Origin of the sequence: Finegoldia sp. BIOML-A4, from assembly GCF_009679635.1 — a bacterium.
GTDB classification, from domain to species: domain Bacteria; phylum Bacillota; class Clostridia; order Tissierellales; family Peptoniphilaceae; genus Finegoldia; species Finegoldia magna.
In genome coordinates this window covers 203,690-230,484 of the sequence record NZ_WKZC01000001.1, presented here as the reverse complement: position 1 = coordinate 230,484, position 26,795 = coordinate 203,690, and the positions used below count along the sequence as shown (strand labels likewise).

General features: G+C 29.2%; 28 protein-coding genes. All 28 read right to left on the bottom strand.

Going from position 1 to position 26,795, the window contains the following annotated elements:
• Nucleotides 1–62: 62 nt before the first annotated feature.
• The 28 genes from GKG01_RS01000 to dnaK all read right to left on the bottom strand — a co-directional run bounded on the left by GKG01_RS01000 (nt 63) and on the right by dnaK (nt 26,782).
• On the bottom strand, nt 63–725 hold the full coding sequence (locus GKG01_RS01000) for a chromosome partitioning protein ParA (RefSeq protein ID WP_094203642.1): 663 nt from the start codon (nt 723–725) through the stop codon (nt 63–65).
• On the bottom strand, nt 712–951 hold the full coding sequence (locus GKG01_RS00995) for a hypothetical protein (RefSeq protein WP_094205671.1): 240 nt from the start codon (nt 949–951) through the stop codon (nt 712–714). Before GKG01_RS00995 ends, GKG01_RS01000 begins: the two co-directional genes overlap by 14 nt.
• Nucleotides 951–2,534: an AAA family ATPase gene (locus GKG01_RS00990; RefSeq protein ID WP_154271120.1), complete on the bottom strand. Its 1,584-nt coding sequence runs from the start codon at nt 2,532–2,534 to the stop codon at nt 951–953. Before GKG01_RS00990 ends, GKG01_RS00995 begins: the two co-directional genes overlap by 1 nt.
• Complete coding sequence (locus GKG01_RS00985; RefSeq protein WP_094207184.1) at nt 2,534–3,484, bottom strand: metallophosphoesterase; 951 nt, start codon at nt 3,482–3,484, stop codon at nt 2,534–2,536. The genes GKG01_RS00990 and GKG01_RS00985 overlap by 1 nt, the downstream gene beginning before the upstream one ends.
• A 30-nt stretch (nt 3,485–3,514) precedes the next feature.
• Nucleotides 3,515–4,606: a recombinase RecA gene (gene recA / locus GKG01_RS00980; RefSeq protein ID WP_154254210.1), complete on the bottom strand. Its 1,092-nt coding sequence runs from the start codon at nt 4,604–4,606 to the stop codon at nt 3,515–3,517.
• Between the two features lie 67 nt (nt 4,607–4,673).
• Nucleotides 4,674–5,210: a CDP-diacylglycerol--glycerol-3-phosphate 3-phosphatidyltransferase gene (gene pgsA, locus GKG01_RS00975; RefSeq protein ID WP_154271119.1), complete on the bottom strand. Its 537-nt coding sequence runs from the start codon at nt 5,208–5,210 to the stop codon at nt 4,674–4,676.
• A gap of 1 nt (nt 5,211) precedes the next feature.
• Nucleotides 5,212–7,434: a DNA translocase FtsK gene (locus GKG01_RS00970; protein ID WP_154271118.1), complete on the bottom strand. Its 2,223-nt coding sequence runs from the start codon at nt 7,432–7,434 to the stop codon at nt 5,212–5,214.
• Nucleotides 7,435–7,436: 2 nt separating this feature from the next.
• Complete coding sequence (dut, locus tag GKG01_RS00965) at nt 7,437–7,868, bottom strand: dUTP diphosphatase (protein WP_094223464.1); 432 nt, start codon at nt 7,866–7,868, stop codon at nt 7,437–7,439.
• Between the two features lie 51 nt (nt 7,869–7,919).
• Nucleotides 7,920–10,064, bottom strand: coding sequence for a polyribonucleotide nucleotidyltransferase (locus GKG01_RS00960; protein WP_154271117.1), 2,145 nt, complete (start codon nt 10,062–10,064; stop codon nt 7,920–7,922).
• A gap of 46 nt (nt 10,065–10,110) precedes the next feature.
• On the bottom strand, nt 10,111–10,377 hold the full coding sequence (gene rpsO, locus GKG01_RS00955) for a 30S ribosomal protein S15 (RefSeq protein ID WP_002838220.1): 267 nt from the start codon (nt 10,375–10,377) through the stop codon (nt 10,111–10,113).
• An 81-nt stretch (nt 10,378–10,458) separates the two neighbouring features.
• Entirely contained in the window at nt 10,459–11,385 is a 927-nt protein-coding gene (locus tag GKG01_RS00950) for a bifunctional riboflavin kinase/FAD synthetase (protein WP_154271116.1), read from the bottom strand.
• Nucleotides 11,376–12,239, bottom strand: coding sequence for a tRNA pseudouridine(55) synthase TruB (truB, locus tag GKG01_RS00945; protein WP_094205678.1), 864 nt, complete (start codon nt 12,237–12,239; stop codon nt 11,376–11,378). Before truB ends, GKG01_RS00950 begins: the two co-directional genes overlap by 10 nt.
• Nucleotides 12,223–13,191 (bottom strand): bifunctional oligoribonuclease/PAP phosphatase NrnA, encoded by a 969-nt coding sequence (locus tag GKG01_RS00940; RefSeq protein ID WP_094205679.1) that lies wholly within the window; start codon nt 13,189–13,191, stop codon nt 12,223–12,225. The genes truB and GKG01_RS00940 overlap by 17 nt, the downstream gene beginning before the upstream one ends.
• Nucleotides 13,181–13,546, bottom strand: coding sequence for a 30S ribosome-binding factor RbfA (gene rbfA / locus GKG01_RS00935; protein WP_094205680.1), 366 nt, complete (start codon nt 13,544–13,546; stop codon nt 13,181–13,183). Before rbfA ends, GKG01_RS00940 begins: the two co-directional genes overlap by 11 nt.
• 7 nt (nt 13,547–13,553) lie before the next feature.
• Complete coding sequence (infB, locus tag GKG01_RS00930; RefSeq protein ID WP_094205681.1) at nt 13,554–15,857, bottom strand: translation initiation factor IF-2; 2,304 nt, start codon at nt 15,855–15,857, stop codon at nt 13,554–13,556.
• A gap of 18 nt (nt 15,858–15,875) precedes the next feature.
• The gene (locus GKG01_RS00925) at nt 15,876–16,139 is read right to left on the bottom strand and encodes a YlxR family protein (protein WP_094205682.1); all 264 of its coding nucleotides are present in this window, start codon (nt 16,137–16,139) and stop codon (nt 15,876–15,878) included.
• 25 nt (nt 16,140–16,164) lie between these two features.
• A complete protein-coding gene (gene nusA, locus GKG01_RS00920) occupies nt 16,165–17,448 on the bottom strand; it encodes a transcription termination factor NusA (protein ID WP_094205683.1) in 1,284 nt (427 codons plus the stop codon).
• 9 nt (nt 17,449–17,457) lie between these two features.
• Complete coding sequence (gene rimP / locus GKG01_RS00915; RefSeq protein WP_002836434.1) at nt 17,458–17,922, bottom strand: ribosome maturation factor RimP; 465 nt, start codon at nt 17,920–17,922, stop codon at nt 17,458–17,460.
• A 106-nt stretch (nt 17,923–18,028) separates the two neighbouring features.
• Nucleotides 18,029–18,442 carry a hypothetical protein gene (locus tag GKG01_RS00910; protein ID WP_094205684.1) on the bottom strand — a complete coding sequence of 138 codons (414 nt, stop codon included), beginning with the start codon at nt 18,440–18,442 and terminating at the stop codon, nt 18,029–18,031.
• Entirely contained in the window at nt 18,442–19,425 is a 984-nt protein-coding gene (floA, locus tag GKG01_RS00905) for a flotillin-like protein FloA (protein ID WP_094207136.1), read from the bottom strand. The genes GKG01_RS00910 and floA overlap by 1 nt, the downstream gene beginning before the upstream one ends.
• 1 nt (nt 19,426) lies before the next feature.
• Entirely contained in the window at nt 19,427–20,044 is a 618-nt protein-coding gene (locus tag GKG01_RS00900) for an NfeD family protein (RefSeq protein WP_094207137.1), read from the bottom strand.
• 106 nt (nt 20,045–20,150) lie between these two features.
• Complete coding sequence (gene rpsU / locus GKG01_RS00895) at nt 20,151–20,330, bottom strand: 30S ribosomal protein S21 (RefSeq protein ID WP_002836438.1); 180 nt, start codon at nt 20,328–20,330, stop codon at nt 20,151–20,153.
• A 94-nt stretch (nt 20,331–20,424) separates the two neighbouring features.
• On the bottom strand, nt 20,425–20,760 hold the full coding sequence (locus tag GKG01_RS00890; RefSeq protein WP_094203655.1) for a histidine triad nucleotide-binding protein: 336 nt from the start codon (nt 20,758–20,760) through the stop codon (nt 20,425–20,427).
• Nucleotides 20,761–20,806: 46 nt separating this feature from the next.
• A complete protein-coding gene (gene mtaB / locus GKG01_RS00885) occupies nt 20,807–22,099 on the bottom strand; it encodes a tRNA (N(6)-L-threonylcarbamoyladenosine(37)-C(2))-methylthiotransferase MtaB (RefSeq protein WP_094207138.1) in 1,293 nt (430 codons plus the stop codon).
• Entirely contained in the window at nt 22,099–22,824 is a 726-nt protein-coding gene (locus GKG01_RS00880; protein WP_094207139.1) for an RsmE family RNA methyltransferase, read from the bottom strand. The genes mtaB and GKG01_RS00880 overlap by 1 nt, the downstream gene beginning before the upstream one ends.
• Nucleotides 22,817–23,740, bottom strand: coding sequence for a 50S ribosomal protein L11 methyltransferase (gene prmA / locus GKG01_RS00875; protein WP_094207140.1), 924 nt, complete (start codon nt 23,738–23,740; stop codon nt 22,817–22,819). The genes GKG01_RS00880 and prmA overlap by 8 nt, the downstream gene beginning before the upstream one ends.
• The gene (gene dnaJ / locus GKG01_RS00870) at nt 23,740–24,858 is read right to left on the bottom strand and encodes a molecular chaperone DnaJ (protein WP_094207141.1); all 1,119 of its coding nucleotides are present in this window, start codon (nt 24,856–24,858) and stop codon (nt 23,740–23,742) included. The genes prmA and dnaJ overlap by 1 nt, the downstream gene beginning before the upstream one ends.
• Before the next feature lie 97 nt (nt 24,859–24,955).
• Nucleotides 24,956–26,782, bottom strand: coding sequence for a molecular chaperone DnaK (gene dnaK, locus GKG01_RS00865; protein WP_094207142.1), 1,827 nt, complete (start codon nt 26,780–26,782; stop codon nt 24,956–24,958).
• Nucleotides 26,783–26,795 lie beyond the last annotated feature (13 nt).

Sequence of the window (26,795 nt, the reverse complement as noted above, 5' to 3'; positions counted from 1 at the left end):
TTTACTCTTTTAGTGTAGTACAAATACCGTTGATTGTCAATATTTAGATATATAATAGAAAATTATATAACATCTATTTCAGATGTATTATTTCTATTTGTAATTCTATAGTTAATATCTCCAATAGCTGATAAGTGAGCGTTATGGGAAATCATTATAATTTGTTTATTGTATTCTTCACTAATTTCATTGATAAAATTTGCTACATTGTGTATATAGTCTTCACTAACATGCTTACAAGGTTCATCAAGTACAATAATATTGGCAAGATTATTTTCATATAGCATGATAAAAGAAATTCTTAGTGCCAAAGAAACTATATCTACTACTCCACCACCTCTAGCATCGACAATATCGTAGGTAAAAGTTTTAATCTCACCATCAATATCTAAGCTTTCTTCTATAAAAAACTTGGCAGAAGGATTGTTGTTTTTGATTTTTATTTCGATTTTAAAATTCATTTCTTTTTCAAAGATATAACTTAAACATCTACTTACAAGGTTTTCTATTTGAATTTTGGCTTGTTCTCTTGAATATTCTGAAGTCTTGTCATAGAGCATTTTGATGATCTCAAGTTTTTCTATTTGCTTTTCAAGGGCATCAATGCTTTTTTTTGTAGCTAATATTTCTTCTTCTATTGATTTTTTTACCGCTAATTCACTTTGATACTTAATTTCCATAGAAGTGATTTTGGATTGAATTTGAGTTAAATCAATTTTTTGCATCAGGAAGAAGCTCCTCAGCTTTTTGTAAATCTTGTTCGATTTGATTTTGAAGTTTAGTAATTTCTGATTCCAAATTTTCAGGATCTATATTTAATTCTTTCAACTGATTAAGTATATCTTCTTTTTGCTTCTCTAAAGTCTCTAATGCAATTTCGGCTCTATTTTTTTCTTCTTTAGCTTTATCAAGTCTTTCTTTTATGTTGTTAAAACGTTCATTAGTATTCATTATTTTCTTAACTCCTTTACTATTTGAGTAACATGATCTTCATCTATTTCACTTAGACAAAATGGACATATTTTTTCTTTGTAAAGATTTTCTTTGTATTTATTTATCAAGTCATCTATTAAAAAATTACATTCAGCTAATACTTTAGTATTCTGTTGATAAATCTCTTGTTTTTCATCTAAGGTGTTTTTTATTATTTTTAGTTTGGTTAACAATTCGAAAGCTTTGTTAATATTTAATAATATAATTTGTAAATTATTGATAGAATTCAATTTATCTAATTTATCATATTGGTCTAAAATGATTTTATTAATTTTTAGATATGAAATGTTAAGTTTATATAGTTGTATATATTTTTCTTTGTTTTTATCAATTCTATTTATTAAATCAGATACTTTAGATGTATTAATACTTGTTAATACCTGACTATTATTGCTTATTGATTGGTTAATTCTATAGTAATTTTCATTTAAATTAGATAACTGATTTAAAATTTGGATATCATTTTGAGTATTTAATAAGATATTATAGGATTTAGGCACTTGTTTAAATTTCTCTAATATAGTTTTATAGTTGGTATAACTACTTTTTACGTAAGTTAATCTATCATATAATGGTTTCAAAAACTTCAATAAAGTAAGATTTTTATCGATGTTATCAATAATTTCTGATATCAAATCCGTATATCTTAAATTATTCAATTTTACATTACTAGATTCGATACCTTTTATTATTTCCTGAGAATACTCATATAGTTGATTAAGTTTTGTAAAGGAAGACATATTATCTTCTGTATTCTGCAAAGTTTCTGAACAAATATCTAGTCCTTTGTAGTTATCTAAGTATTTATAACCATTTTTAATCCTGACATTTAATTCAGAAAGTTTAATGGATAATGTTTTCAATATATTTAATTTTTCAGAATTTTTGGCTAAATTATTGTATAAAACTTTTAGGTTGTCAATTTTTATTTTTTCTTCATTTAAATAATCATATTTATTTAGAGATTCTTCTTTTTCGTTGATAAAACTTTTTTTAAAATTTAATTCTCCTTTTGTGCTTTTTATTTCTCTTGAGACATTTCTGGATGCATTGTCTAGTATATCAATATTTACTAGTTTCCCGATAGCATTTGCTTTTGTAGAATCTGTTTCTGACAGCAAAAATGAATTTTCTAATTGTGAAGCGATTAAAATATTGTATTTCTCGTTCAAGAGATTAACTTTTTTAAAAAGAAAATCATCTTGAATTTCTGATGGTATTTCTCTACCGAAATTTTCATATTTCTTTATCTCTTCATTATCAGGATTATTTTTAATGTAGTAATAATTAGTATTACCTTTTCTACCTCTTAAAATAAAATTACCATTGTTAAATACAATTTTGACTTCAACATTATTGTATCCATTTCTGATTAATAAATCAGTTGTGTAATCATTGAATAAGACCCATGATAGAGCTCTAATTAAGGCAGTTTTTCCACTATCAGAAGCACCTGTAATTAAGTTTACTTTTTCTGAAAGCTCAAAATGACCTTGTTCGTATGACTGAAAATTAGTTAAATATATATCGGTAATATACATTATTCTATTCTCCTTATGGCTTCATCAATAATTTCTTCATCTATTTTCATTTCTCTTCCTATGGATTTTAAGTTGTTATTGATGTCTATAATCGGATTGCTTGATAACTTTGAAAGTCTTTCTTTTATATCCAGTAGGCTTTTGTTTTTAATAGAATACGGATTTAATTTATCATTAGAAAAAATTTCACTGCTATTTTTAGCACTTTTTAGAAAAATTTCTTCAATTTTGATATCATCTTTTGTAAGTTCGATTATCAAGACCTTAGGTCTTCTTTTTCTTTCTGATTCAGTATTAGTCATTCTAGCGATACTTCCTGGATTTGCGAAATACTTTTCATTGACCTTTACAGTCTTAAATCCAGTATGATAGTGTCCACTTAACACAATATCACAATCAGTATCCATAATTTGATCGATTAAAGTATACTCAATTTGTTCAATAAATTTCTTATACAATAAAAAACTGTGTATCATTAGTATATGATAGTCTATATTATCCAATCTTTTCGGATAATAATGGGATTTATCAGATGAATCAATATCATGAGTATATGGTTGGCCAGATATTTGAACCCTCAAACCATCCCTTTCTATGATAATAGGATTATCTTCTTCAACTAGTTCTAATACATCTAATGAATTGTATAGTCCCATCATAGCTCTATCTATAGAGTTTGGATTATAACCATATATATCATGATTCCCACTTATTATATGAATTTTCTTCGGAAAAGTTTGAAATAATTTACCAAATTTAGATGCTGTTTTTATTCCAACATCTGCTTTATCAAACAAATCTCCACCGTGAAGTATCATGTCAACATTTTCATTTATTGATATTTCTCTTATTTCTTCAATTTTTTTATAAATAGAATCTTCGTAATCGTCAATTCTAGATCTAGGATTTCTAGATTTTATATGTGTATCTGTAAAAAATAATATCTTCATAATAGAAATAGTGGGCAAGTAATACTTGCCCTAGTCTAATTCATCCTCACTTATTTCGTTATTCGATTCGTCTTTTATATCATCGTTATTTTCTGTTTTGATAGCCTCTGAATCCTCTTTTGATCTTAATCCATAAAATTCATAAGTTTTATCGATAATTTCTTCTAGTATTTTTGGATTTTCTTCTAAAAATACTTTAGAGTTTTCTCGACCTTGTCCTAATTTTTCATCTTCATAACTGTACCAAGCACCTGCTTTTTTTACAACTTTGCAGTCAGTGGCTAAGTCTAATATTGTACCTATTTTAGAAATACCTTCTCCGTACATAATGTCGAATTCTACTTGTTTAAATGGAGGTGCTACTTTGTTTTTGACGATTTTAACTTTAGTACGATTTCCAACAATATCGTCACCTTTTCTAATAGCTTCTCCTCTTCTAATTTCAATTCTAACTGAAGAATAGAATTTTAAAGCTCTACCACCCGTTGTAACTTCTGGATTACCAAACATTATTCCAACTTTTTCTCTAAGTTGGTTAATGAAAATAACTGTACAATTGCTCTTGGAAATAACACCTGTTAATTTACGTAAAGCTTGAGACATTAGTCTTGCTTGTAGACCAACATGGCTGTCTCCCATATTTCCTTCTATTTCAGCTCTTGGAACTAGTGCTGCAACAGAGTCAATGATAATAATATCTACAGCAGAACTTCTTACAAGAGAATCACATATTCCTAAAGCTTGTTCACCTGTATCTGGTTGTGAAATGATAAGATTGTCTGTATCTACACCTAAGTTTTTAGCATAAATTGCGTCTAATGCGTGTTCAGCATCGATAAAAGCTGCAGTACCACCCATCTTTTGTGCTTCAGCAACTACATGGAGTGCCAAAGTTGTTTTACCAGAAGATTCAGGTCCATAAATTTCAATAACTCTACCTCTTGGTAAGCCACCTATTCCTAAAGCAACATCCAAATTTATAGCTCCAGTAGGAATAGCTTCGATATCTTTTTGAACATGATCTCCAAGTTTCATTATAGAGCCTTTTCCAAATTGTTTTTCAATGCTTGCAAAAGCTTCTCTTAAAGCTTGATCTTTTTCAGATCCATTAGAAAAATCCATGACTACCTCCTAAAATTTAAACAGAACATAAGTTCTTGTGTTTATTATACCACAAACCAAAAAATAATTATATATTTTTTAAATCTAATACATTAACATTCTTAAAAATATAATCACATAAGCTGATTACAGTTAATACAATCGATATATAATATAGGTACATATCTAAAGCAAACCCTAATTTATCCCCAGTATTAATCAAAATTAAAACAATAGCGACAAATTGTGTCATAGTTTTTGATTTTCCCCAATAACTTGCTGCTAATGTAACTCCATTAGATGCAGCTAATATTCTGAAACCGCTAATAGTAAGTTCTCTTAATACAACTATAACCACGCTCCATGCAGGAACTTTTCCTAGTTGTACTAGGACAATTAATGCACTGCAACTCAACATTTTGTCTGCTAATGGATCCATAAACTTTCCAAATGTAGTAACTAAATTTTTCCTTCTAGCGAGTTGACCATCAATAAAATCTGTTATTGCAGAGATTATAAATATTAACGCAGGTATATAATTGTCTGTTTTGAATACTAGTAATGATGCCACAAAAAATGGTATTAAAATAACTCTTAATGTTGTAAACTTATTTGCAATATTCATATCAATCACGTCTTTCTAAATAATCTTTAGGTATTAAAATTTTTCTAGGTTTGCTTCCCTCACTAGGACCAACAATACCTTTTTCTTCCATTTGATCTATAATTCTTCCCGCTCTAGCATATCCTATTTTTAATTTTCTTTGCAATAGAGAAATTGATGCAGAATCTTCATTCAAAATAATTTCTACAGCATCTGTAAATAGAATATCTGTATCGTCATCTTCAAGATCAATACTCTCTGATTTATCTATGTCTTCTATGATTTCTTCCTTATAATTAGTTTCATTTTTATTTATTAAAAATTTAACTACATTATCGACTTCTTCATCAGAAATAAAAGCTCCTTGAACCCTACTAGGTTTTGCCATTGATGATGGGAAAAATAACATATCGCCTCTTCCTATAAGCTTTTCTGCACCAGATTGATCTAAAATAGTCCTAGAATCGATTTGGCTACTAACAGCAAAAGAAATTCTAGACGGTACATTTGCTTTTATTGTACCAGTAATTACATCCACTGTTGGTCTTTGAGTTGCAATAATTAGATGGATACCACACGCTCTTGCCATTTGAGCTAGTCTGCAAATAGCGTCTTCAACATCATTTGCTGAGACCATCATCAAATCACTTAACTCATCTATAATAATAACAATATATGGTAGTTTTTCAAGTTCATCATTTTTATTTTTCTTATTATAAGCTTTGATATCTCGAACGTGATTTTCTGAAAATATTTGGTATCTTCTTTCCATTTCCCTTACAGCCCAGTTCAAAGCAGCACTTGCCTTTTTTGGATCTGTAACAACCGGTATAGCAAGATGTGGAATATTATTGTATATACTCAATTCGACAACTTTTGGATCAATCAATATAAGTTTTACATCATTTGGATTTGACTTATACAAAATACTCATTATTATGGTATTGATGCAAACAGATTTACCACTACCAGTAGCTCCTGCTATAAGTAGGTGTGGCATCTTATCAACAGAAGTTACAATACATTTCCCAGAAATATCTTTTCCTAAAGCTATTGGCATCAATGATTTTTCTTTTACAAAATTATCAGACATTAAAATCTCTTTTAACATTACAGAATTTTTAACGTCATTTTCTACTTCAATTCCCACTACAGATTTACCGGGAATTGGAGCTTGTATTCTAATTCCACTTGTAGCTAAAGAAAGTGATAGGTCATCTGCTAGATTCACTATTCTTGAGACTTTCACACCTGCCTTAGGCTCTAATTCATAGCAAGTAACCGTAGGACCTCTATCGATTTGAACAACAGTCGCATCTATTGAAAAGTTTTTTAAAGTTTCTTCAATCATTTTTGCTTTCTGTAAAACAGAATCATCATTATCTTCCGCATATTCAGCATTTTTCAAAAGTTCTAATAGTGGAAAAGTATAATTACTTTGTCCAGAAAATTCACCAAAATCTATAACAGAAAGCTGTTCTCCAGATTCTTTTTCATTCGATTTATAATCGTTGAGTTTTGGTTTTGGAGGTTCATATTCTGTAGATTTATTTAAATCAGACTTTTCTTTAATAGGATTTTTAGAAATTCTTTCTTTTATAGGTTTATTTTGCTTAATCTCGTGTGATTTTTCGATACTTTTATTTTTTTTGTTCTTTTTATTTTTTGTTTTTATATCTATTAATGTCTTTTTAACAAAAGTAAAAATTTCTTGAAATAACTCTTTTAAAGTTAAATTCATTATTGCAGATATAAAAAACAAAGAACAAAAAACGAGTGCAACATATAAACCTATGTAGCCTATAGCAATGTTTAATATTGATGCTATAATAGCTCCAATTACTCCAATACCACTGTAGTCATTTGCTAAATTTAAATTCAAATCAATCCTTTGATTAATATTAAGATTTGGATAGTTTGATATATTAATTAAACTCATTACGAATATTGAAGAAACAGCCAATATATAAGTAATTTTTCTTAGTTTATTTCCATGGTTTATATCAGATATCGTCGATATTGTATACAGTATACCTAATGATATAAAAACGTATGAAAAGATGCCAAAAGTATTAAAGTATATATTTTTTACAATAATTCCCAAAACACCAACTCTACTACTAGCCATAAAAATAAGTGAAATAATTAACACTAATATAATTATTAATTTTGTCGAAGATTTAGCATTTTTTTTGCTATTAGATTTTGATTGAGTTTTGTTTCGTGATTTAGTATTTCTAGCCATAATTAGTAGCCTGTATGGCCAAATCCGCCATCATTTCTATCTGTTTCATCTAGTACTTCAACTTCCTCAAATTGAATATTTTCGTATTTTTGAAGTATCATTTGACAAATTCTATCCCCAGATGAAATTGTATATTCCTCATTCGACAAATTGACTACAGGAATTTTTAATTCTCCTCTGTAATCACTGTCTATAGTACCAACACAATTTATCAGAGTTATTCCATGTTTAATACTCAAACCACTTCTTGGTCTGATTTGAACCTCATAACCTTCTGGAATTGCAATATATATTCCAGTAGGTACAAGAGTTCTTTCAAGTGGTTTTAAAGTTATATCATTTTCAGTATAAGCTCTCAAATCCATACCACTAGACCCAATTGTTGAATATTTTGGTAGAGGGTTATTAGATTTATTAATTATTTTAACTTTCATAATGTCCCCTTTCAAAAATATAGTTGAGTAATAAAATTACTCAACTATTAATTATTTATCTTCTATATTTTTATCTTCAGATTTTTTATCAAAATTCTTCTTTTCTTTTCTTTCTGGTTTTGGTAAAAGAGCTTTTCTGGACAGTGTCATCTTACCTTGTTCATCAATATCCATAAGTTTTACCATTATTTCATCGTTTTCTTTTAAAACATCTTCAACTTTATTAGTTCTTTCATGTGCTATATTAGATATGTGAAGAAGACCTTCTTTTCCAGGTAATATTTCAACAAAAGCACCAAAATTCATAATCTTAGTAACTCTTCCTAAATATTTTTCACCGACTTCAGGTTCTCTAACTATTTCTTTAATCATATCTATGGCTCTTTGAGCACTTTCAGTGTTTTCACCAGCTACTGTAATTTTACCATCATCTTCGGTATCAATTTTCACGCCAGTCTCATCAATTATTTTGTTTATTACTTTTCCACCTGGTCCAATAACTTCTCTTACTTTTTCAGGTGCAATATTAATTACCATAATTCTAGGAGCATACTTTGAAATTTCTTTATTTGGTTCACTTATACATTCGTTCATTAATGATAATATATGAAGTCTACCAACTCTAGCTCTTTCTAAAGCTTCAGTTAATATTTCTTCAGAAATTCCAGTAATTTTAATATCCATTTGCAATGCAGTTATACCATCTTTTGTACCTGCAACTTTAAAATCCATATCTCCTAAGTGATCTTCTAAACCTTGAATATCAGAGAGAATTACAACATTATCATCTTCCTTAATCAATCCCATGGCAATACCTGCAACAGGTTCTTTTATTGGAACACCTGCATTTAATAAACTAAGTGTTGAACCACAGACAGATGCTTGAGAACTAGAACCGTTAGAACTTAATACTTCAGATACTACTCTTATTGTGTATGGGAATTCTTCTTCTGATGGAATTACAGGTAATAGAGCTCTTTCAGCTAAAGCGCCGTGACCAATTTCACGTCTACCTGGACTTCTTAAAGGTCTTGCGTCCCCTACAGAATAAGGTGGGAAGTTGTATTGATGCATATATCTTTTATCTTCTTGTTCAATTAATCCATCTAATACTTGAGCATCAGATGGAGTTCCTAATGTTGTAACAGATAAAACTTGAGTTTGACCCCTTTTAAACAAACCTGAACCATGTGGTCTAGGTAATATATCAACATCACAAGTTATTTCTCTAATTTGATCAAGTTTTCTATTATCAGGTCTGATATGATCTTCTAATATTAAACGTCTTACTTCTGCTTTTTCTAAATCATCATATATAGTAGAAACTTTTGAAGCTATACTTTCATCATATTTTTCAACAAAATGATCTACTACGCTTCTTTTAAGTGTATTAATGTGATCTTCTCTATCCAATTTATCTTCATTAACTGTAATTTTCTTTAAATCTTCAATACAGAATGATTTTACTTCTTCATCTAACTCTATATTTTTTTCTGGTTGAACGAATTCTTGTTTTGTTTTTCCGCATTGTTTTTGAATTGATTCAATAAATTCACAAATTTTCTTGATTTCTTCATGTGCTCTAAGAATAGCTTTTAACACTTGTTGTTCAGTAATATTATTACATCCAGCTTCAACCATCATGATAGCATCTTTAGTACCAGCGACAGTTAATTCAAGATCAGACTTATCTCTTTGCTCTTGCGTAGGATTTATAATAAATTCATCATCAATCATTCCTACAGCTACAGAACCAGTAGGTCCTAAGAAAGGAATATCCGAAATGCTCAATGCGATAGATGATCCTATCATAGCTAAAATATCGGGAGTATTATCTTGATCCACAGAAAGTGCAGTAGCTATAACTTGTACATCATTATGATATCCTTCAGGGAATAATGGTCTTAAAGGTCTATCGATTAATCTAGCAGTTAATGTAGCTTTTTCACTAGGTCTACCTTCACGCTTTATAAATCCTCCTGGGATTTTTCCTACAGAATAAAGTTTTTCTTCAAAATCGCATGTTAATGGGAAGAAATCAACTCCCTCACGTGGCTCTTTTGATCCTACAGCAGTAACTAGAAGTACAGTTTCTCCAGATTGAATTAAACATGCTCCATTAGCTTGTTCAGCAACTTTTCCAATCGTAACTTCTATTTTTTTACCGCATAAATCATATTCATATTTTTTTATCATATATTCTCCTTATAAATAAAAAGAGCGGAAAAACCCGCTCTTTCAATTATCTTCTAATGTTTAATCTTTTAATTAAATCACGGTATCTTTCAATGTCTTTATTGCTAAGATAGTTAAGAAGATTTCTTCTTTTACCGATCATTTTGAAAAGACCTCTTCTTGAATGGTGATCATTCTTATGAGACTTTAAATGTTCAGTTAAGTAGTTTATTCTGTAAGTCAATAAAGCTACTTGAACTTCTGGAGAGCCAGTGTCTCCTTCTTTTGTTTGGTATTCTTTGATTATTTCTTCTTTGATTTCTTTGTTGTACATAATTTCCTCCATAAATTTTAATATTCACCATTACAGCGATATCGTTGAGGTTTCGAATATCAATGTAACAGTAGTACTTATTTATACTATCATATAATCTTGTAATTGTAAATCTAAATCTTGTTTTTTTGCAAAATTATAATCGCTTTTTAATTTATTGATAAGTTCAATCTCAGAATTAAATTTTACATTATCTCTTATTCTGTTTATGAATACTAATGTCAAAATTTTTCCATACAAATCACCTTTAAAGTCTAAAATATGAGTTTCAATCTTTACATCATGCTCATCGTAGGTTAGATTTTCTCCTACAGAAGTTATACCTTTGTATAGTTTGTTATCATAAATAACATTAGTATAATAAACGCCAGCTGCTGGTATAATATATTGTTTACATTCCAAATTAGCAGTAGGATAACCTAAATTTCTTCCTCTATGTTTCCCGTCAATTACAACTCCATTAATACTAAATGGTCTGTAGAGCATTGAATTAGCATTTTCAATTTCTCCACTCATTAAAAATTTGCGTATTGTTGTCGATCTAATAGGGACACCATTAATAAATTGGTCATCTATAATATAGAGTTTATAATTAAAAACCTTTTGGTAATTTTCTAAAGTAGATACATTACCAGATGCATTAATGCCAAATTTGAAATCTTTGCCAACAACTAAATTTTTGAAATTAGTATGTTCTTTTACATAATCTAAAAACTCTTCAGGCTTTAAGGATAAAAAAACTTTATCAAATGACTTTATTAAACAGTAATCTACATTCATTCTTTTTAATATATTTATTTTATCATCCGTTGTTAATATGTTTTTAAACTTATCATCTTCTAAAATTTCTGAAGTATGTGACTTGAATATAATAACCCCTGATTTACCTAAGCTAACACATTTATTTATAAGTTTTTGATGTGCTAAATGTAATCCGTCAAAATTTCCTAAAGTGATAGCATCAATATTAATTTTTACGTTATCTTTGTCTAAATCAATTATTTGCATATATCAAATACCTTATTCATTTTTAAAATATTATCTTCAATACTGCCGATTCCAATAAATTTATTCTTACAAACTACTTTGACATTATCAATGTTTTCGTGGTTGATGTTCACTCTAACACCATTGGTAATTTTTTTATATAAATTATCATCAAGTTCGATAGATTTCATTTCTGTCAAACTTTCGTAGACTGAAAATGATACATCTTCAATGTTACATTTTCTAAGCGACTCTATTTTTACTGAATCTTTTATGTCGAAACCTCCAGAATTTACTCTGATAAGTGATTTCATGTATGCTAATCTATCTAATTTTTTGGCAATATCTTCAATCAAAACTCTAATATACGTTCCCTTAGAACATCTAACTTTGATTATACATGAATTTTCTAGAAGATGTAATGGTTCAATATTATAAATTGTAATTTTTCTGGATTTCCTCTTAATTTCTTTGTTTTCTCTTGCGTATTCATAAAGTTTTTTTCCATTTACTTTAACCGCGGAATACATCGGAGGTACTTGTTCAATGGTTTTACCATTTAAATCATCTAAAATTTGTTTTAATTTTTCTTTATCGTATTTTTTATCAGAAAAACCTGTGACATTACCAGACAAATCAAGAGTATCTGTACTTGTACCAAAAATCATTTCAAATATATATGTTTTACCATATTCCATTAGATATTCTGTTATTTTAGTTCCTTTTCCAACGCCTAATAACAAAACTCCGGTAGCATCAGGATCTAGAGTACCAGCGTGTCCGATCTTCTTAGTTTTTAAAATTCCTTTACATATAGAAACAACATCTTGAGATGTATATCCCTTTTCCTTAAAAACATTAATTACACAATCCATATCTATCAATTTCTTCTTTTATTTTATTTGAAACTGTCTCAAAATCCCCTGTAATTCTTGTAGCAGCAGCATTCTTATGACCACCTCCACCAAGATTTTTGGCAATTAATCCTACATCAATATTTCCCTTGCTTCTGAAACTTACCTTGTACTCATTTTCAGTTTGTTGTTTAATTAATACTGATATTTTGATTTTGTCAGTATCTCTGAAAGTATTAATTACACTATCAATATCTGAAATTTCAACATTATACTTATTTAATTGATCTGTCATTACAAAACCAATTGCAACATAATCATTATAAATTTCAGTTTTAGATAAGATTTCATTTTCTAAAAGTTGTGCTTCAAATTTTTTTGATTGATAAATTAATTCATTGATTTTCATCATGTCTGCACCATTTTCAACTAATTTAGAAGCTTTAGCTAATGTATCAGCAGTTGTAGCAGAATATAAAAATCTTCCAGTATCAGTTGAAATTCCTGTTAAAAGTGACATCGAAATTTCTTCATCAATTGGTAGATTTACTTCGTTTATTACATCAAATACTAATTCGCAAGTTGAGCTATATCCTTTTTTAACTATGTTGACGTCACCGTAAAACTCATTACTTTGATGATGGTCTATATTTATTCTGAATTTTGCTTTGTTAAATAATTCATCAATCTGACCTAATCTCTTATAATTAGCACAATCTAGGCAAATTATCATATCAATATTAATATCTGTATTATCTGATAACAAATCCAAATTAGGAAGAAATTTTAAATTTTCAGGAATTTTGTCAAACTCAATAGGATAAACCTTTTTTTCTAAATTGAGTAAACTTTTTGATAAAGCAGTTAATGAACCTAAGTTATCACCATCTGGGTCTAAGTGAGAAATTAGAGCAATTGAACTTGCTTCATTCAATTGCTCTTTAAATTTCAAGATTTCATCATTAATCTTCATTATAATTTTCCTCGTGAATTGATTTTATTAGATTTTCAATATGCATACTTTGCTCACTTGTTTCATCAATTTTGAAAATCAGTTGTGGTACATGTCTTAAATCTACACTTTCACCAATTTGTTTTTTTAAGAATCCTTTTGCTTTATTCAATCCTTCAAGAGTTTGTTTTTTCTTTTCATCATTGCCTATTACCGCTATATATACTGTAGCAAAACTCAAATCATTTGTTACTTTTACGTCTGTAACAGAAACATTTAGTTTGTCAATCCTAGGATCTTTTAGTGAATTAATTATAGAACTTGAAATAACTTTTTTGATTTCTGATGAAATTCTTCTTACTCTTTTAATATTCATAATTCTCCTATCTTTGTACTTCGTTTAGCACGTATGCTTCCAGTACATCTCCTGGCTTAATGTCATTATAATTTTCTAAGCCCATACCGCCCTCATATCCTTGAGTCAATTCTTTAACATCGTCTTTATATCTCTTCAATGAAGAAATAGGACCTTCGAAAATTAATATTTCATCTCTCAACAAACGAACCACAGCATTTCTAGTTACTTTTCCTGTATTAACATATACTCCGGCAACAGTACCTACTCCTGGAACTTTGAAAGTATCTCTAACTGTAGCTCTACCTAAAACTTCTTCTTGATATTGTGGTTTTAACATACCAGTAATTGCATTTTTCACATCCTCTATAGCATCATATATAACTCTATAAGTTCTTATTTCTATAGATTCATTTTTTGCCATATCCAAAGCCACTTGAGTTGGTCTTACGTTAAAGCCAATGATTATAGCACTTGATGCAGATGCTAAGTTAACATCAGATTCAGTAATACCACCGACAGCACCGTGAATTATATTAACTTTTACTTCATCATTGCTTAATTTTATTAATGATTGTTTAATAGCGTCAATTGTACCTTTAACATCAGTTTTTATTATAATATTAAGATCTTTAGTTTCTCCGTCTGAAATTTTTCCAAATAACTCGTCTAAGTTCACGTTTGAAGAAGACTTGATTTGTTCTTCACGGTTATGGTCTTTTATTTTTTGAGCATAATTTCTAGCTTCTTTTTCATCTTTGACAGCGTATATCATATCGCCAGCTTCAGGTACTTCGTTTAAACCTAAAATCAATACCGGTGTTGAAGGACCTGCTTTTTTAACTTGCTTTCCTTGATCATTAAACATAGCTCTGATACGACCACTTGCTTGTCCACTAAATACCATATCCGAATGTTTTAGAGTACCTTTTTGCACCAAAATTGTAGCAGTTGGACCTCTTCCCTTGTCTAACTGAGCTTCAATTACAGTACCTACAGCAAGTCTATTTGGATTAGCTTTTAGTTCTTCCATTTCTGCGACCATTAAAATCATTTCAAGTAATTCATCAATACCTTCACCTGTTCTAGCAGAAACTGGAACTAAAACTGTATCTCCACCCCAGTCTTCAGGTACCAATCCATTTTCAGCTAATTCAGTTTTTACTCTTTCTATATTAGCATTTTCTTTATCTATTTTATTAACAGCGACAATTATTGGAACGCCAGCAGCTTTTGAGTGATTTATAGCTTCCACCGTTTGAGGCATTACACCATCATCTGCAGCAACTACCAATATTGAAACATCTGTTACTTGTGCCCCTCTACTTCTCATTGCTGTAAAAGCTTCGTGACCTGGTGTATCTAAAAATACTATTTTTTTGTCGTTAACTCTAATAGTATACGCACCTATATGTTGTGTAATTCCTCCGGCTTCTCTACCAGCTACTCTAGAATTTCTAATTCTGTCAAGTATAGATGTTTTACCATGGTCAACGTGTCCCATTACAGTGATGACAGGTGGTCTTTCTTTTAAATCCTCATCCTTATCTTCAAAATCTAGGTTAAACACGTCATCGTCATCAAAATCTTCGACTTCATCTTGTTCAACGATAACATTGAATTCACCAGCTACTAAACTAGCAGTATCAAAATCAATTTCTTGGTTTTGATTTGCCATTATACCTAATTCCATTAGTTTCATTATTAATTCACTAATAGATACACTTATTTTTTCAGATAAATCTTTTACTGTAATTGTAGGTTGAATAATAAATTTCTTAGGTTCTTTTGGCTCATTCTTGATGACCTCTTCTTTTTTATTTTTATTATAATTTTTATTATTTCTATTGTTCTTGTTATTTGTATTATTTTTATTATTGTTAGAATTTTTATTTTTGTTATTTTTAAAATTCTTATTCTTTTTCTTATCTTTAGAATCATGCTTTTCATTCATTTCAGATTTGTTTTTATGTTTTATCTTATCGAAATGAGATACAGATTCATCATCATTATTTCTTGGATGTTTTGGTTTAAATCTTTTTTTAGAATTATCATCTTGTTTATTAGCTTCAGTATGCGATTTACTTTCCACGTTTTCTTTTGAAATTTTATTTACATCTTGTCTATTTTCTTTTTTTGAATTACTGTTCTTTTGATTATTTTGAACTTTTTTTGGTTTTTCATAAAAAGATTTAACTTTTGATATTTGGTCTTTATCTAATGTTGACATGTGACTTTTAACTTCTATTTTGTTTTCTTTTAATTTGTTCATTAAGTCTTTTGTTGAAACATTCAATTGTTTTGCCAATTCATATACTCTTATCTTTTCCATACAAAGACCTCCTTTTGATTAATCTTCTACATGGTTAATTAACTCCTCATATATAAGTGCGTCTACATCTGTTTTTAAAACCTGATTTAGTCTTCTGTTTTTCTTTGCCTTGTTTATACATTTTAAATCCTTGCATAAATAAGCCCCTCTGCCATTTTTCTTATTTGTCAAATCTACAGAAACTCCGTCTTCTTTATTAAAAACAACTCTCATTAGTTCTTGCTTTGGTTTATTTTCACCACAAACAACACATTTTCTTAAAGGAATTTTTTTAGTTTTCATTTAATACTCCAAAACTTAAATACATTTAATTTTCAGAATCTTCTGCAATTTCAGTGTTTTCGGATTCTAAAGAATTATCTTCTTCAGTATCCTCAATATCTTCAATTTCTTCAATTTCTTCTATATCATCTGATTCATGATATTTAATTTTATCAAAAACTTTTTCTTTATCTTCATCTCTAACTTCAATACCATTAGATTCTAGAAAATCTACTTCTCCATCGAATTCAACAGACAAGCTACCATCACCATAAGATTCTAAGTATTGGTTGAGTCCTTTGATGTCTATTTTCCAGTTCGTTAACTTAGCTGCAAGTCTAGCGTTTTGTCCTTCTTTTCCTATAGCTAAAGATAATTGATCTTCTGAAACAATTACACGGCATATTTTTTGAGCTTCGTCAATGAATGTAGCTATAACTTCAGATGGACTTAAACTATTAGATATGAAAGTATTAATATCTTTTGACCAAATAACAATATCAAGTTTTTCGCCATTCAACTCATCCACAATAGACTTAACTCTGGTTCCACTGAAACCTACACATGAGCCAACTGGATCAACATTTTCATCATTACTGAATACCGCGATCTTAGTTCTTGAGCCAGGTTCCCTTGCAACGCTAAAAATCTCAACAGTTCCATCATTTATTTCCGGAACTTCTAATTCAAATAATCTTTTTATTAGAGAATTATCTGTCCTTGATAATATTATTTGAGCTCCTTTTGTAGTGTTCTTGACCTCTTTAATAAAAAGTTTTAATCTTTTGTTAGGAGTATATTCTTCAGATTTTATTTGTTCTGAAACTGGTATTATACCTTCTACTCTACCCAAATCTATATAGACAATTCCACGTTCAACACGTTGAACTGTTCCAGTGATTATTTCTTTTTCTCTGTCAATAAATTCGTTATAAATATTATCACGTTCTGCATCTTTTAGTTTTTGAATAACAATATTTCTAGCAGTTTGAGCAGCTATTCTTCCGAAGTTTTTAGGTGTTATTTCAATTTTCACTTTATCACCTAAATCGTATTTACGTTTAATAGTCTTAGCTTCTTCTAAACTTATTTCAGTATTTTTGTCTTCAACATTTTCAACAACAGTTTTGATTGCATATAAATTCACCTTACCGTTGTCTCTATTTATGTTAACTTCTACAGAACTTTCTTCGTTTTCATGGTCTTGATAATCAAAATTTTTCTCATAGCTTTTAATCAATGCTTTTTCTAAAGCATCGAAAACAACTTCTCTTGGTATTTTTTTTGATTTTTCTAATTCATCAAGAGCTTTTATAAAATCATTGTTCATATATTACTATCAATCGAATAACGAAAGCTTAATCGATGATATATTACTCCTTTCAATTTTAATTTGATTTTTTTCTAATTCCAAAGATATTTCTTGATCATTGAAATCTTTTAAAATACCTTTGAACTCTTTCTTACTATCTAATTTTTGATATAAATTTACTATTACAACATTCCCTAAATTTTTTTTGAAATCTTTATCTCTAGTAAATGGTGTAGTTATATCTACTGATGCAATTTCTAAATAATAGGGATCTGAAATAGGATCTATTTCGTCTAATTTGTCAGTTATTCTATTATTTATTAACTCACAATCATCAATTGATATTAGACCTTCATCCTTTTCAATGTAAAAAGTCAAAATATTTTTTCCATTTTGATTTGAATATTCTACATCATAAAAGTCGATTCCAGTATCTTCAATTAAAGGGCTGAGATCATTATTCATAAGTTCCCTAAGATATTTCTTATTCATATATCTCCTTTTCGTAAATTATTTAAATAAATAAGAGTGGGATTCCCCACTCTTAGCCACAATTTATTCTAAACTAATTGTATCATAATTAATCATAATAATCAAACTATCTTCTATTTCTTAAAGACAAAGGCTTATCAATTATTTCTTTCATAATGATAGCTTTTTTTAATTCATCTTTATGTTTAAATTCATCATTAATCTCAACTCTAATCAATTCTAATTCGTCGTTTTTTTCTTCGAAAAAATCTTTATCAATTAATTTTTGATTTTCTTTTCTATTATTTGTTTGCTCAAAATTATTGATATTATTTTGATTGTATTGAGAATTGTTTGATTTATTATAAGATAATTTGGTATTTGATTTATCTTTTCTTAAATCTTCTAATGTCTTTTTCTTGCGATAATCCTTACGGTTAAAGTTTTTTTGGTAACGTCTAGAACTACTCATGTGAATAAAATAATTAGCGAAAAACTTTACAACTATTATCGTAATTACAAGAGATAGAAAAGAAAACATTACTTATCATCCTCTTTAATTTTTTCGCTATTTCCAGAAATAGCCTGTCTCATCTCAGTATCACTTATAATATTTTTCATATTATAATAATCCAAGACTCCCAAATTACCAGATTCTAAAGCTTTAGCTATAGCTAGTGGAACCTTTGATTCACTTTCAACTACTTTTGCTCTCATTGAACGAACTTCTGCTATCATTTCTTGTTCTTTTGCAACAGCCATAGCTCTTCTTTCTTCTGCTTTTGCTTGAGCAATTCGTTTGTCCGCCTCTGCTTGATCTGTTTGTAGTTTCGCTCCAATATTTCTTCCTACATCGACATCTGCTATATCAATAGAAAGTATTTCAAATGCAGTTCCTGAATCCAATCCTTTGTTCAATACAGTTTTTGAGATTGAATCTGGATTTTCAAGAACAGATGTATGAGATTCTGATGAACCTACAGTAGTTACAATACCTTCACCAACTCTAGCTATTATAGTTTCTTCTCCTGCACCACCAATTAATCTTTCAATGTTTGCTCTAACAGTAACTTTGGCCTTAACAATAACTTCAATACCGTTCATTGCAACTGCTGCAATGTTTGGAGTTTCAATTACTTTTGGGTTAACAGAAACTTGTACTGCTTCTAATACATTTCTACCAGCTAAATCAATAGCTGCTGCTCTTTCAAATTCTAACTCAATATCTGCTCTTTGTGCAGCGATTAATGCATTTACTAAAGTATTTACATTACCACCTGCTAGATAATGCGCTTCAAGTTGATTAGTAGTTAGATTTAATCCTGCTTTTGTTGCTTTTATAAGTGGATTTATAATGTTTTTAGGAATAACTCTACGTAATCTCATACCAATTAATTGTGAGATTTTAACGTGGACTCCTGAAAACTGAGCAGTAACCCATAAACCTACAGGAACTAACGAAAAGAATACTAATAGCAATATAACTATTAATATAGGTAATAAAAATGGAATTTCAAATGGCATTTTACACTCTCCTTACTATAATTTTAAAATCTTTTATTTCACTAACAACAACTTCGCACCCTTTCGGAATAAAATCTCCCCTAGTAATAGCGTCAATATAATCGCCATCTATTTCGATTTTGCCGCTCGGCCTCAAAGGTGTTATAGTAATTCCTTTTTTGTTCAAGTATTTTTTTGATGACTGAGTAAATGATTTTGAATTAGTTTCATTTAAAACAAATTTATTGAATTTACTTGAGTCAAAATCTTTACTTAAAAATACTAATATAAACAAAACATCAATTGTTATGGCAATAACTACTGTCAAAAATGCTAGGTACAGATTATTAATAATCATGCTTATTCCTACAATTATTGATAAGACACCCACAATTCCAGCAATAAAACCACCTGGAACTATTAGTTCTAATCCTACGAATAAGAGCCCTATTAAAAATACTAATATACCCACTATGTTGATATCACCGTGATTATAATAAGACAAAATAAATAGAACAGAAAAAACAGCAGTTAGAACACCGTATTTAATCTTCTTATTTGATAACATAAGCAGTGTGATACAAATAAATGTTACTGCTAAAAAAATCATACTTAAAATATGATTAGAAAATATATCCATAGAAAACGATAACACCTCCTAAATAATCTTTATAACACAATTATACACTAAATAAAGCAATAAAAAAAGATTCCTATAAGGAATCTTTCATTAAATATCAATTTCATTAGAAATTTCTTTTTTTTCTTTTAGCTGCTTCAGATTTTTTCTTTTTCTTTACGCTAGGCTTTTCATAATGTTCTCTTTTTCTATATTCAGATAAAACTCCAGATCTAGCACATTGTCTTTTAAATCTTTTTATAGCATTATCTAATGATTCGTTTTCTCCTACTTTAATTTCTGACATGGTTTCCCTCCCCTCTTTATTGCAAGAATGCTCACAAAAGAGCAGAATTTATACCAAAATAGTATAACACAATTCTAATAAAATAACAATATTTTTATGGCCAGCTAAGTTTTTTCTTACCTAACACGTGAAAATGCATGTGATGTACTGTTTGTCCACCATCTTCTCCACAGTTATTTACTATTCTATAGCCAGACTTATCAATATCGAACTCTTTTGCTAGTTTTGCAATTACTTCAAATATATGAGCAACAATTTGTGAATTTGATTCATCAATATCATTAGCACCAGAAATGTGTTCTTTAGGTATAACTAAAAAATGTACTGGAGTAACAGGATTGATGTCGTGAAAAGCGTATACCAAATCATCTTCATATATTTTTTTAGAAGGTATTTCTCCATTAACTATTTTACAAAATACACAGTCCATGACTCGCCTCCGGTGTTATTATACCAAAAAATATTTAACTTTTCAATTATTCACACACAAGTTCTTCATTTTCTCTTCTATTGCATACGACGTCTATTATTTTATTAGAAAGATTTGGATTATATTCTCTTTTTACTCTTATATAATTTGTTGTATATCCTTTAATATATCCATCATCATTTTTTGATTCAAACAATACTTTTATTGGCTCATTTAACATATTATCTAAAAATTTGTCTGTATAGTATTTTGATTTTTCTATTAGTAGTTTACTTCTCTCTTTTTTTACAACTCCGGATACTTGATTTTTCATTTTACTTGCTACAGTGCCTTTTCTATTTGAATATTTAAACACATGTATTTTTGAAAATTGAATCTTATCAACAAAGTCTAATGTTTTTTCAAAGTCTTCATCAGTTTCTCCAGGAAAACCAACTATTATATCTGTAGTAATTGCAGCATTTGGGTAATATTTTCTTATTAAATTGATAGTTTTTTCATACAAATTAGTATCGTATTTTCTATTCATAGATTGAAGTATTGAATCAGAACCGCTTTGCAAAGATAAATGAAAATGATCACAAAATTGTTCCACTTTACTTAATCTATCTAAAAATTGCTTGTCGACAATTCTTGGCTCTAATGAACTCAATCTTATTCTCTTTATTTTATCAATTTGTCCGATATCTTCTATTACATCAATTAAACCAATATCATCATTTTCTAAGTCTTTTCCGTATGACGCTACGTGGATGCCTGTCAGTACAATTTCTTTGAAACCATTATCTGCTAATCTTTTTGCTTCTAAAACAATATCTCTAATATTTCTAGAACGTATAGGTCCTCTCGCGTAAGGAATTATACAGTACGAACAAAATTGACTACAACCTTCTTGTATTTTAATATAAGCTCTTGTCATAGAATGCTCTGTATTTATAGTTAATTCTTCAAATTCTCTATTCTTACCTATATTTTCGACCTTGTTTATAATTTTATTAGATGATTTTGCTAGTTCACATAGTTCTACGATTTCTTTTCGGTATTTTGTTCCGAGAATTACATTTACACCTTCAATGTTTTCTATTTCATCAGGACTAACTTGAGAGTAACAACCTACAACAGCAATTATTGCATCACTGTTTTCAGATCTAATCTTAGATATTTGTTGTCGACTTTTTCTATCGGACAAATTTGTAACGGTACATGTATTAAGCACAAAAACATCGCAATTATAATCTTCTGTAATCTCATAACCATTTTTCACAAATAATTCAGCCATTGCTTCTGTTTCGTATTGATTAACTTTGCAACCTAATGTTGAAAATTTTACTTTTTTCATTATTTTATATCTCCTAATTCATATTGAATAATACTCAAAGCACAAATTGGAGCTGTATCTGCGCGTAAAATTCTGTTTCCCAATGAAACTGATTTAAATCCTTTTGACTTTAAAAAATTTAAATTTTCTTCAGATAATCCGCCTTCTGGGCCAATGAAAATATTTATATCTTTATAATTTGAATTAGTCAACAAAGATTGAATGCTTTCTGTTTCATTTTCATAGAATACCAAATTTAAACTATTATCTTGGTTTGATATTTCATGGATATTAAGTAGTCCTTCTATTTCAGGGATAGATGTTCTCTTTGACTGTTTCGATGATTCTAGTGCGATTTTTTCAAATCTATTCTGTTTTTTAATCCACTTTTTTTCATCCAATTTGACAACAGTTCTTTCAGTTTCTACAAATACAATTCTATTTACACCTAATTCAGTGGCTTTTTGAATGATATACTCATTTTTATCTGATTTAAGGATACATTGATATAAAGTAATGTTCAAAGGAGATTCATATTGAACGTTATCTTCATCTATTATTTTACAAATTATTTCATCGGGAGTAATATCTTCAATTTCAGTTACAAAAGTTGTATCTCCAATTACTTGATGAATCAAATCACCTTTAGAAAGTCTTAAAGAATTTTTGATATGATTATAATCTTCATCTTTTATTATAATTTTATCATCTATCTTATCTTTGGGATTTCGAAAAGTTCTATACATTTTTGAACCTACTTATTACGCTAATCCACTCACCTTTTTCAGATATTTCTACAATTTCAAGGTTGTTTTTTTCTAAAATATTTACAATGTTATCTCTTTGAGAATTGATCAATCCTGAGCAAATGAAAATGCCATCTTTTTCTAATGCTTTTGTTAAATCTGGAATTAAAATGTCTAATACGTTCAATAAAATATTAGCTATTACTACATCGTATTTTTTGTCAACTTTATCTAATAGAGAGCCTTCTACAGCTTTGATATTAGATATTTTATTCAGTTCTGCATTATCTAATGTTGCTTCTACAGCTAATGGGTCAATATCTGTAGCAAAAACTTCTTTAGCACCTAATTTTGAAGAAGCTACAGAGAGTATTCCTGATCCACAACCAATGTCTAAAACACTCTTATTATCAAGCTGCAGCTGTTGAAGTTGTTCAATACATAAGTTTGTTGTTTCGTGGAGTCCTGTACCAAATGCCATTCCAGGATTAATTTCTAACACGGTGTGATCTGTTTCATCTATTTCAATCCAGCTAGGTTTTATAAGAATATTGCCGATATAAAATGGTTCGTAATACTTTTTCCATTCATTGGCCCAATCCATATTTTCAATTTCTTTGTTCTTACTAATTTGAACATCTATCTTGTTATTGATAGAGAATTCATTAATTTTTGCTTCAATTTCTTCATAATTTACTTTATCATCTTCGTAAAAAGCTTTAATGATGACATTATCATGTGGTGTAAAATCTTCGTCGTCTATTACCACCCAGTAAGGTTGATCTTTCTTAAAATCTAAAACATCTTGATAATCATCTATTTGTAAATTTTCTATTCCTAAATCGTATAGTATAGAACTTATGATTTCGTCATATCCTTTTGGACATTTAATATCAAAGCTTAGCCATTTTTCCATTATTCAAACATATCCTTTATTTTATCAAATATTGATTTCTTTTCATTTACATTTAATTCTTGATTCATACTTTCTGAAAATTCAATCAATTTTTCTTTTTGATCTTTATTTATTTTTTTAGGAACAATGATCTTAACAGTAAATAATATGTCTCCTCTTGTATTAGAATTTAAATATGGAACTCCCTTTGATTTAAGTTTAAATGTTGTATTTGGTTGAGTTCCTTCTGGAAGTTCAAATTCTTCTATGCCATCTAAAGTTGGAACTTCAATTTTTGAACCAAGTACAGCCTGAGCATATGTGATAGGCATATCAAAAACAATATCATTATTAATTCTTCTGAAAAATTCATGTTCTCTAATCTTTATGATAACATATAAGTCGCCTGGACTACCATTATTTTCGCCATCATTACCTTCTCCCTTTACACTCATGATAGCTCCATTGTTTATTCCTTTAGGTATAGTAATGTTTATTGTTTTTCTTTGAACTTCGTATCCTTTACCTTTACAATTTTCACATTTTTCATCGATTACATAGCCTTCTCCATGACATTTATCACATTCAGATTGTTGTGTAAAAATTCCAAAAGGTGTTCTTTTAGTATCGTTTATGATCCCAGTACCATTACATTTATCGCATTTTCTCTTTTTTGTTCCTGGCTTTGCTCCATCGCCATTACAAACATGACATTTTACCTTTTTCTTATAAGAAATTTCTTTTTTGGTACCGTTAATTGAATCTTCAAAATCTATTTCCAGTTCAACTTGAATATTAGAGCCTTTTCTAGGGGCATTTGGATTTCTAGAATATGATCTAGAACTAAAACCACCAAATATATCACCGAAAAAATCACCAAATATATCACCGATATCTGAAAATCCTCCACCTGATCCTTGATCAAATATTCTATCTCCGTACATATCGTATTTTTTTCTTTTTTCTTTATCACCTAAAACCTCATATGCTCCGTTAATTTCTTTAAATTTATTTTCAGCTTCAGGATCACCACTGTTTATATCTGGATGATATTTTTTCGCTAATTTTCTATATGATTTTTTTATTTCTTCTTGAGTTGCGTTTTCATTAACCTCAAGTATTTCGTACAAATTTTTCATTATTCACCATCCTAATCTACTGACTTTTCTATTTTACTAAAACATACAAAAAAATCAAGGGGTAAGAATTTTACCCCTTTTTAAGATTTTTTAGTTATTATTTATTTTCGTCGTCATCAACAACTTCATAATCAGCATCTACAACATCATCATCTTTTTTAGATTCTTGTGAAGCTCCTGGTTGTTGAGCTGTGTTTTCATATAGTTTAGAACTTAATTTGTACATTTCTTGAGTTAATTCATCTGTCTTAGCTTTAATATCGTTGTTATCTCCTGAGTCTAGGATTGATTTTAAAGCTTCTACCTTTGAATTGATATCAGATTTTTCGGATTCTGAAACTTTGTCGCCTAAGTCTTTGATTGTCTTTTCAACTTGGTAAATTACAGATTCAGCGTTATTCTTTGTTTCAATAGTTTCTTTTTTGTTTTTATCTTCTTCAGCATACTTACTTGCTTCGTCAACTTTTCTCTTGATTTCTTCATCGCTCATTTTAGTTGAAGAAGTAATTGTCATAGCTTGTTGTTTTCCAGATCCTAAATCTTTAGCACTTACGTTTACAATACCATTCGCATCAATATCAAATGTTACTTCAATTTGAGGTACTCCTCTTGGGGCTGCTGGAATTTCAGTTAAGTTGAATTGTCCTAACAAAGTATTGTCAGCTGCCATTTCTCTTTCGCCTTGTAGCACTTTGATTTCCACGGATGTTTGACCGTCAGCTGCTGTTGTAAATACTTGAGATTTTTTAGTTGGAATTGTAGTGTTTCTTTCGATTAATTTTGTACATACTCCACCTAAAGTTTCGATACCCAATGATAAAGGTGTAACATCAAGTAACAATAAATCTTTTACTTCACCAGTTAATACTCCACCTTGTAATGCTGCACCAATAGCAACACATTCATCTGGGTTAATATCTTTTTGTGGATTTTTTCCTATTAATTTTTTAACAGCTTCTTGAACAGCTGGAATTCTTGTAGAACCACCAACTAATAATACTTTTTCAATATTGTTGTGACTTAATCCAGCATCTTCTAGTGCTTGTCTTACTGGTTTTAAAGATTCTTCAACCAAGTCAGATGTTAATTCATCAAATTTTGATCTTGTAATATCCATATTTAAATGAACTGGAGTTCCATTTACTGCAGAAATAAATGGTAAGTTAACATTAGTAGAAACTCTTGTAGATAGTTCTTTCTTAGCGTTTTCTGCTGCATCTTTAAGTCTTTGTTTAGAAGTAGCATCTTTTCTTAAATCTACACCATTTTGTTTCATGAATTCATCTGCAAGATAGTTTAATAATTTTTCATCAAAATCATCTCCACCTAGTCTGTTGTTACCACGTGTAGCTAATACTTCGAATACGCCATCTCCAACTTCTAGGATTGAAACGTCGAATGTTCCACCACCTAAGTCATAAACCATAACTTTGTGTTGATCAGTTTCTTTATCAATACCATAAGCCAATGCAGCCGCTGTTGGTTCGTTGATTATTCTTTTTACGTTTAAACCAGCAATCTTACCAGCGTTTTTAGTTGCTTGTCTTTGAGAGTCTGTAAAGTAAGCTGGAACAGTAATTACTGCTTCTGTAACTTCTTCTCCTAAATAACTTTCAGTGTCAGCTTTTAATTTTTGCAAAATCATTGCTGAAATTTCTTCTGGAGAATAATCTTTACCATCAATGTTTACTTTGTATTCAGTACCCATTTCTCTTTTAATTGATGTGATTGTTCTGTCTGGATTTGTAATTGCTTGTCTTTTTGCTGTTTCACCAACTAATCTTTCACCATCTTTAGTAAATGCTACGATTGATGGAGTAGTTCTATTACCTTCTGAGTTAGGAACTATAACAGATTCTCCACCTTCCATAACTGCTACTGCTGAATTTGTTGTACCTAAATCAATACCTATTACTTTACTCATTATAAAATCCTCC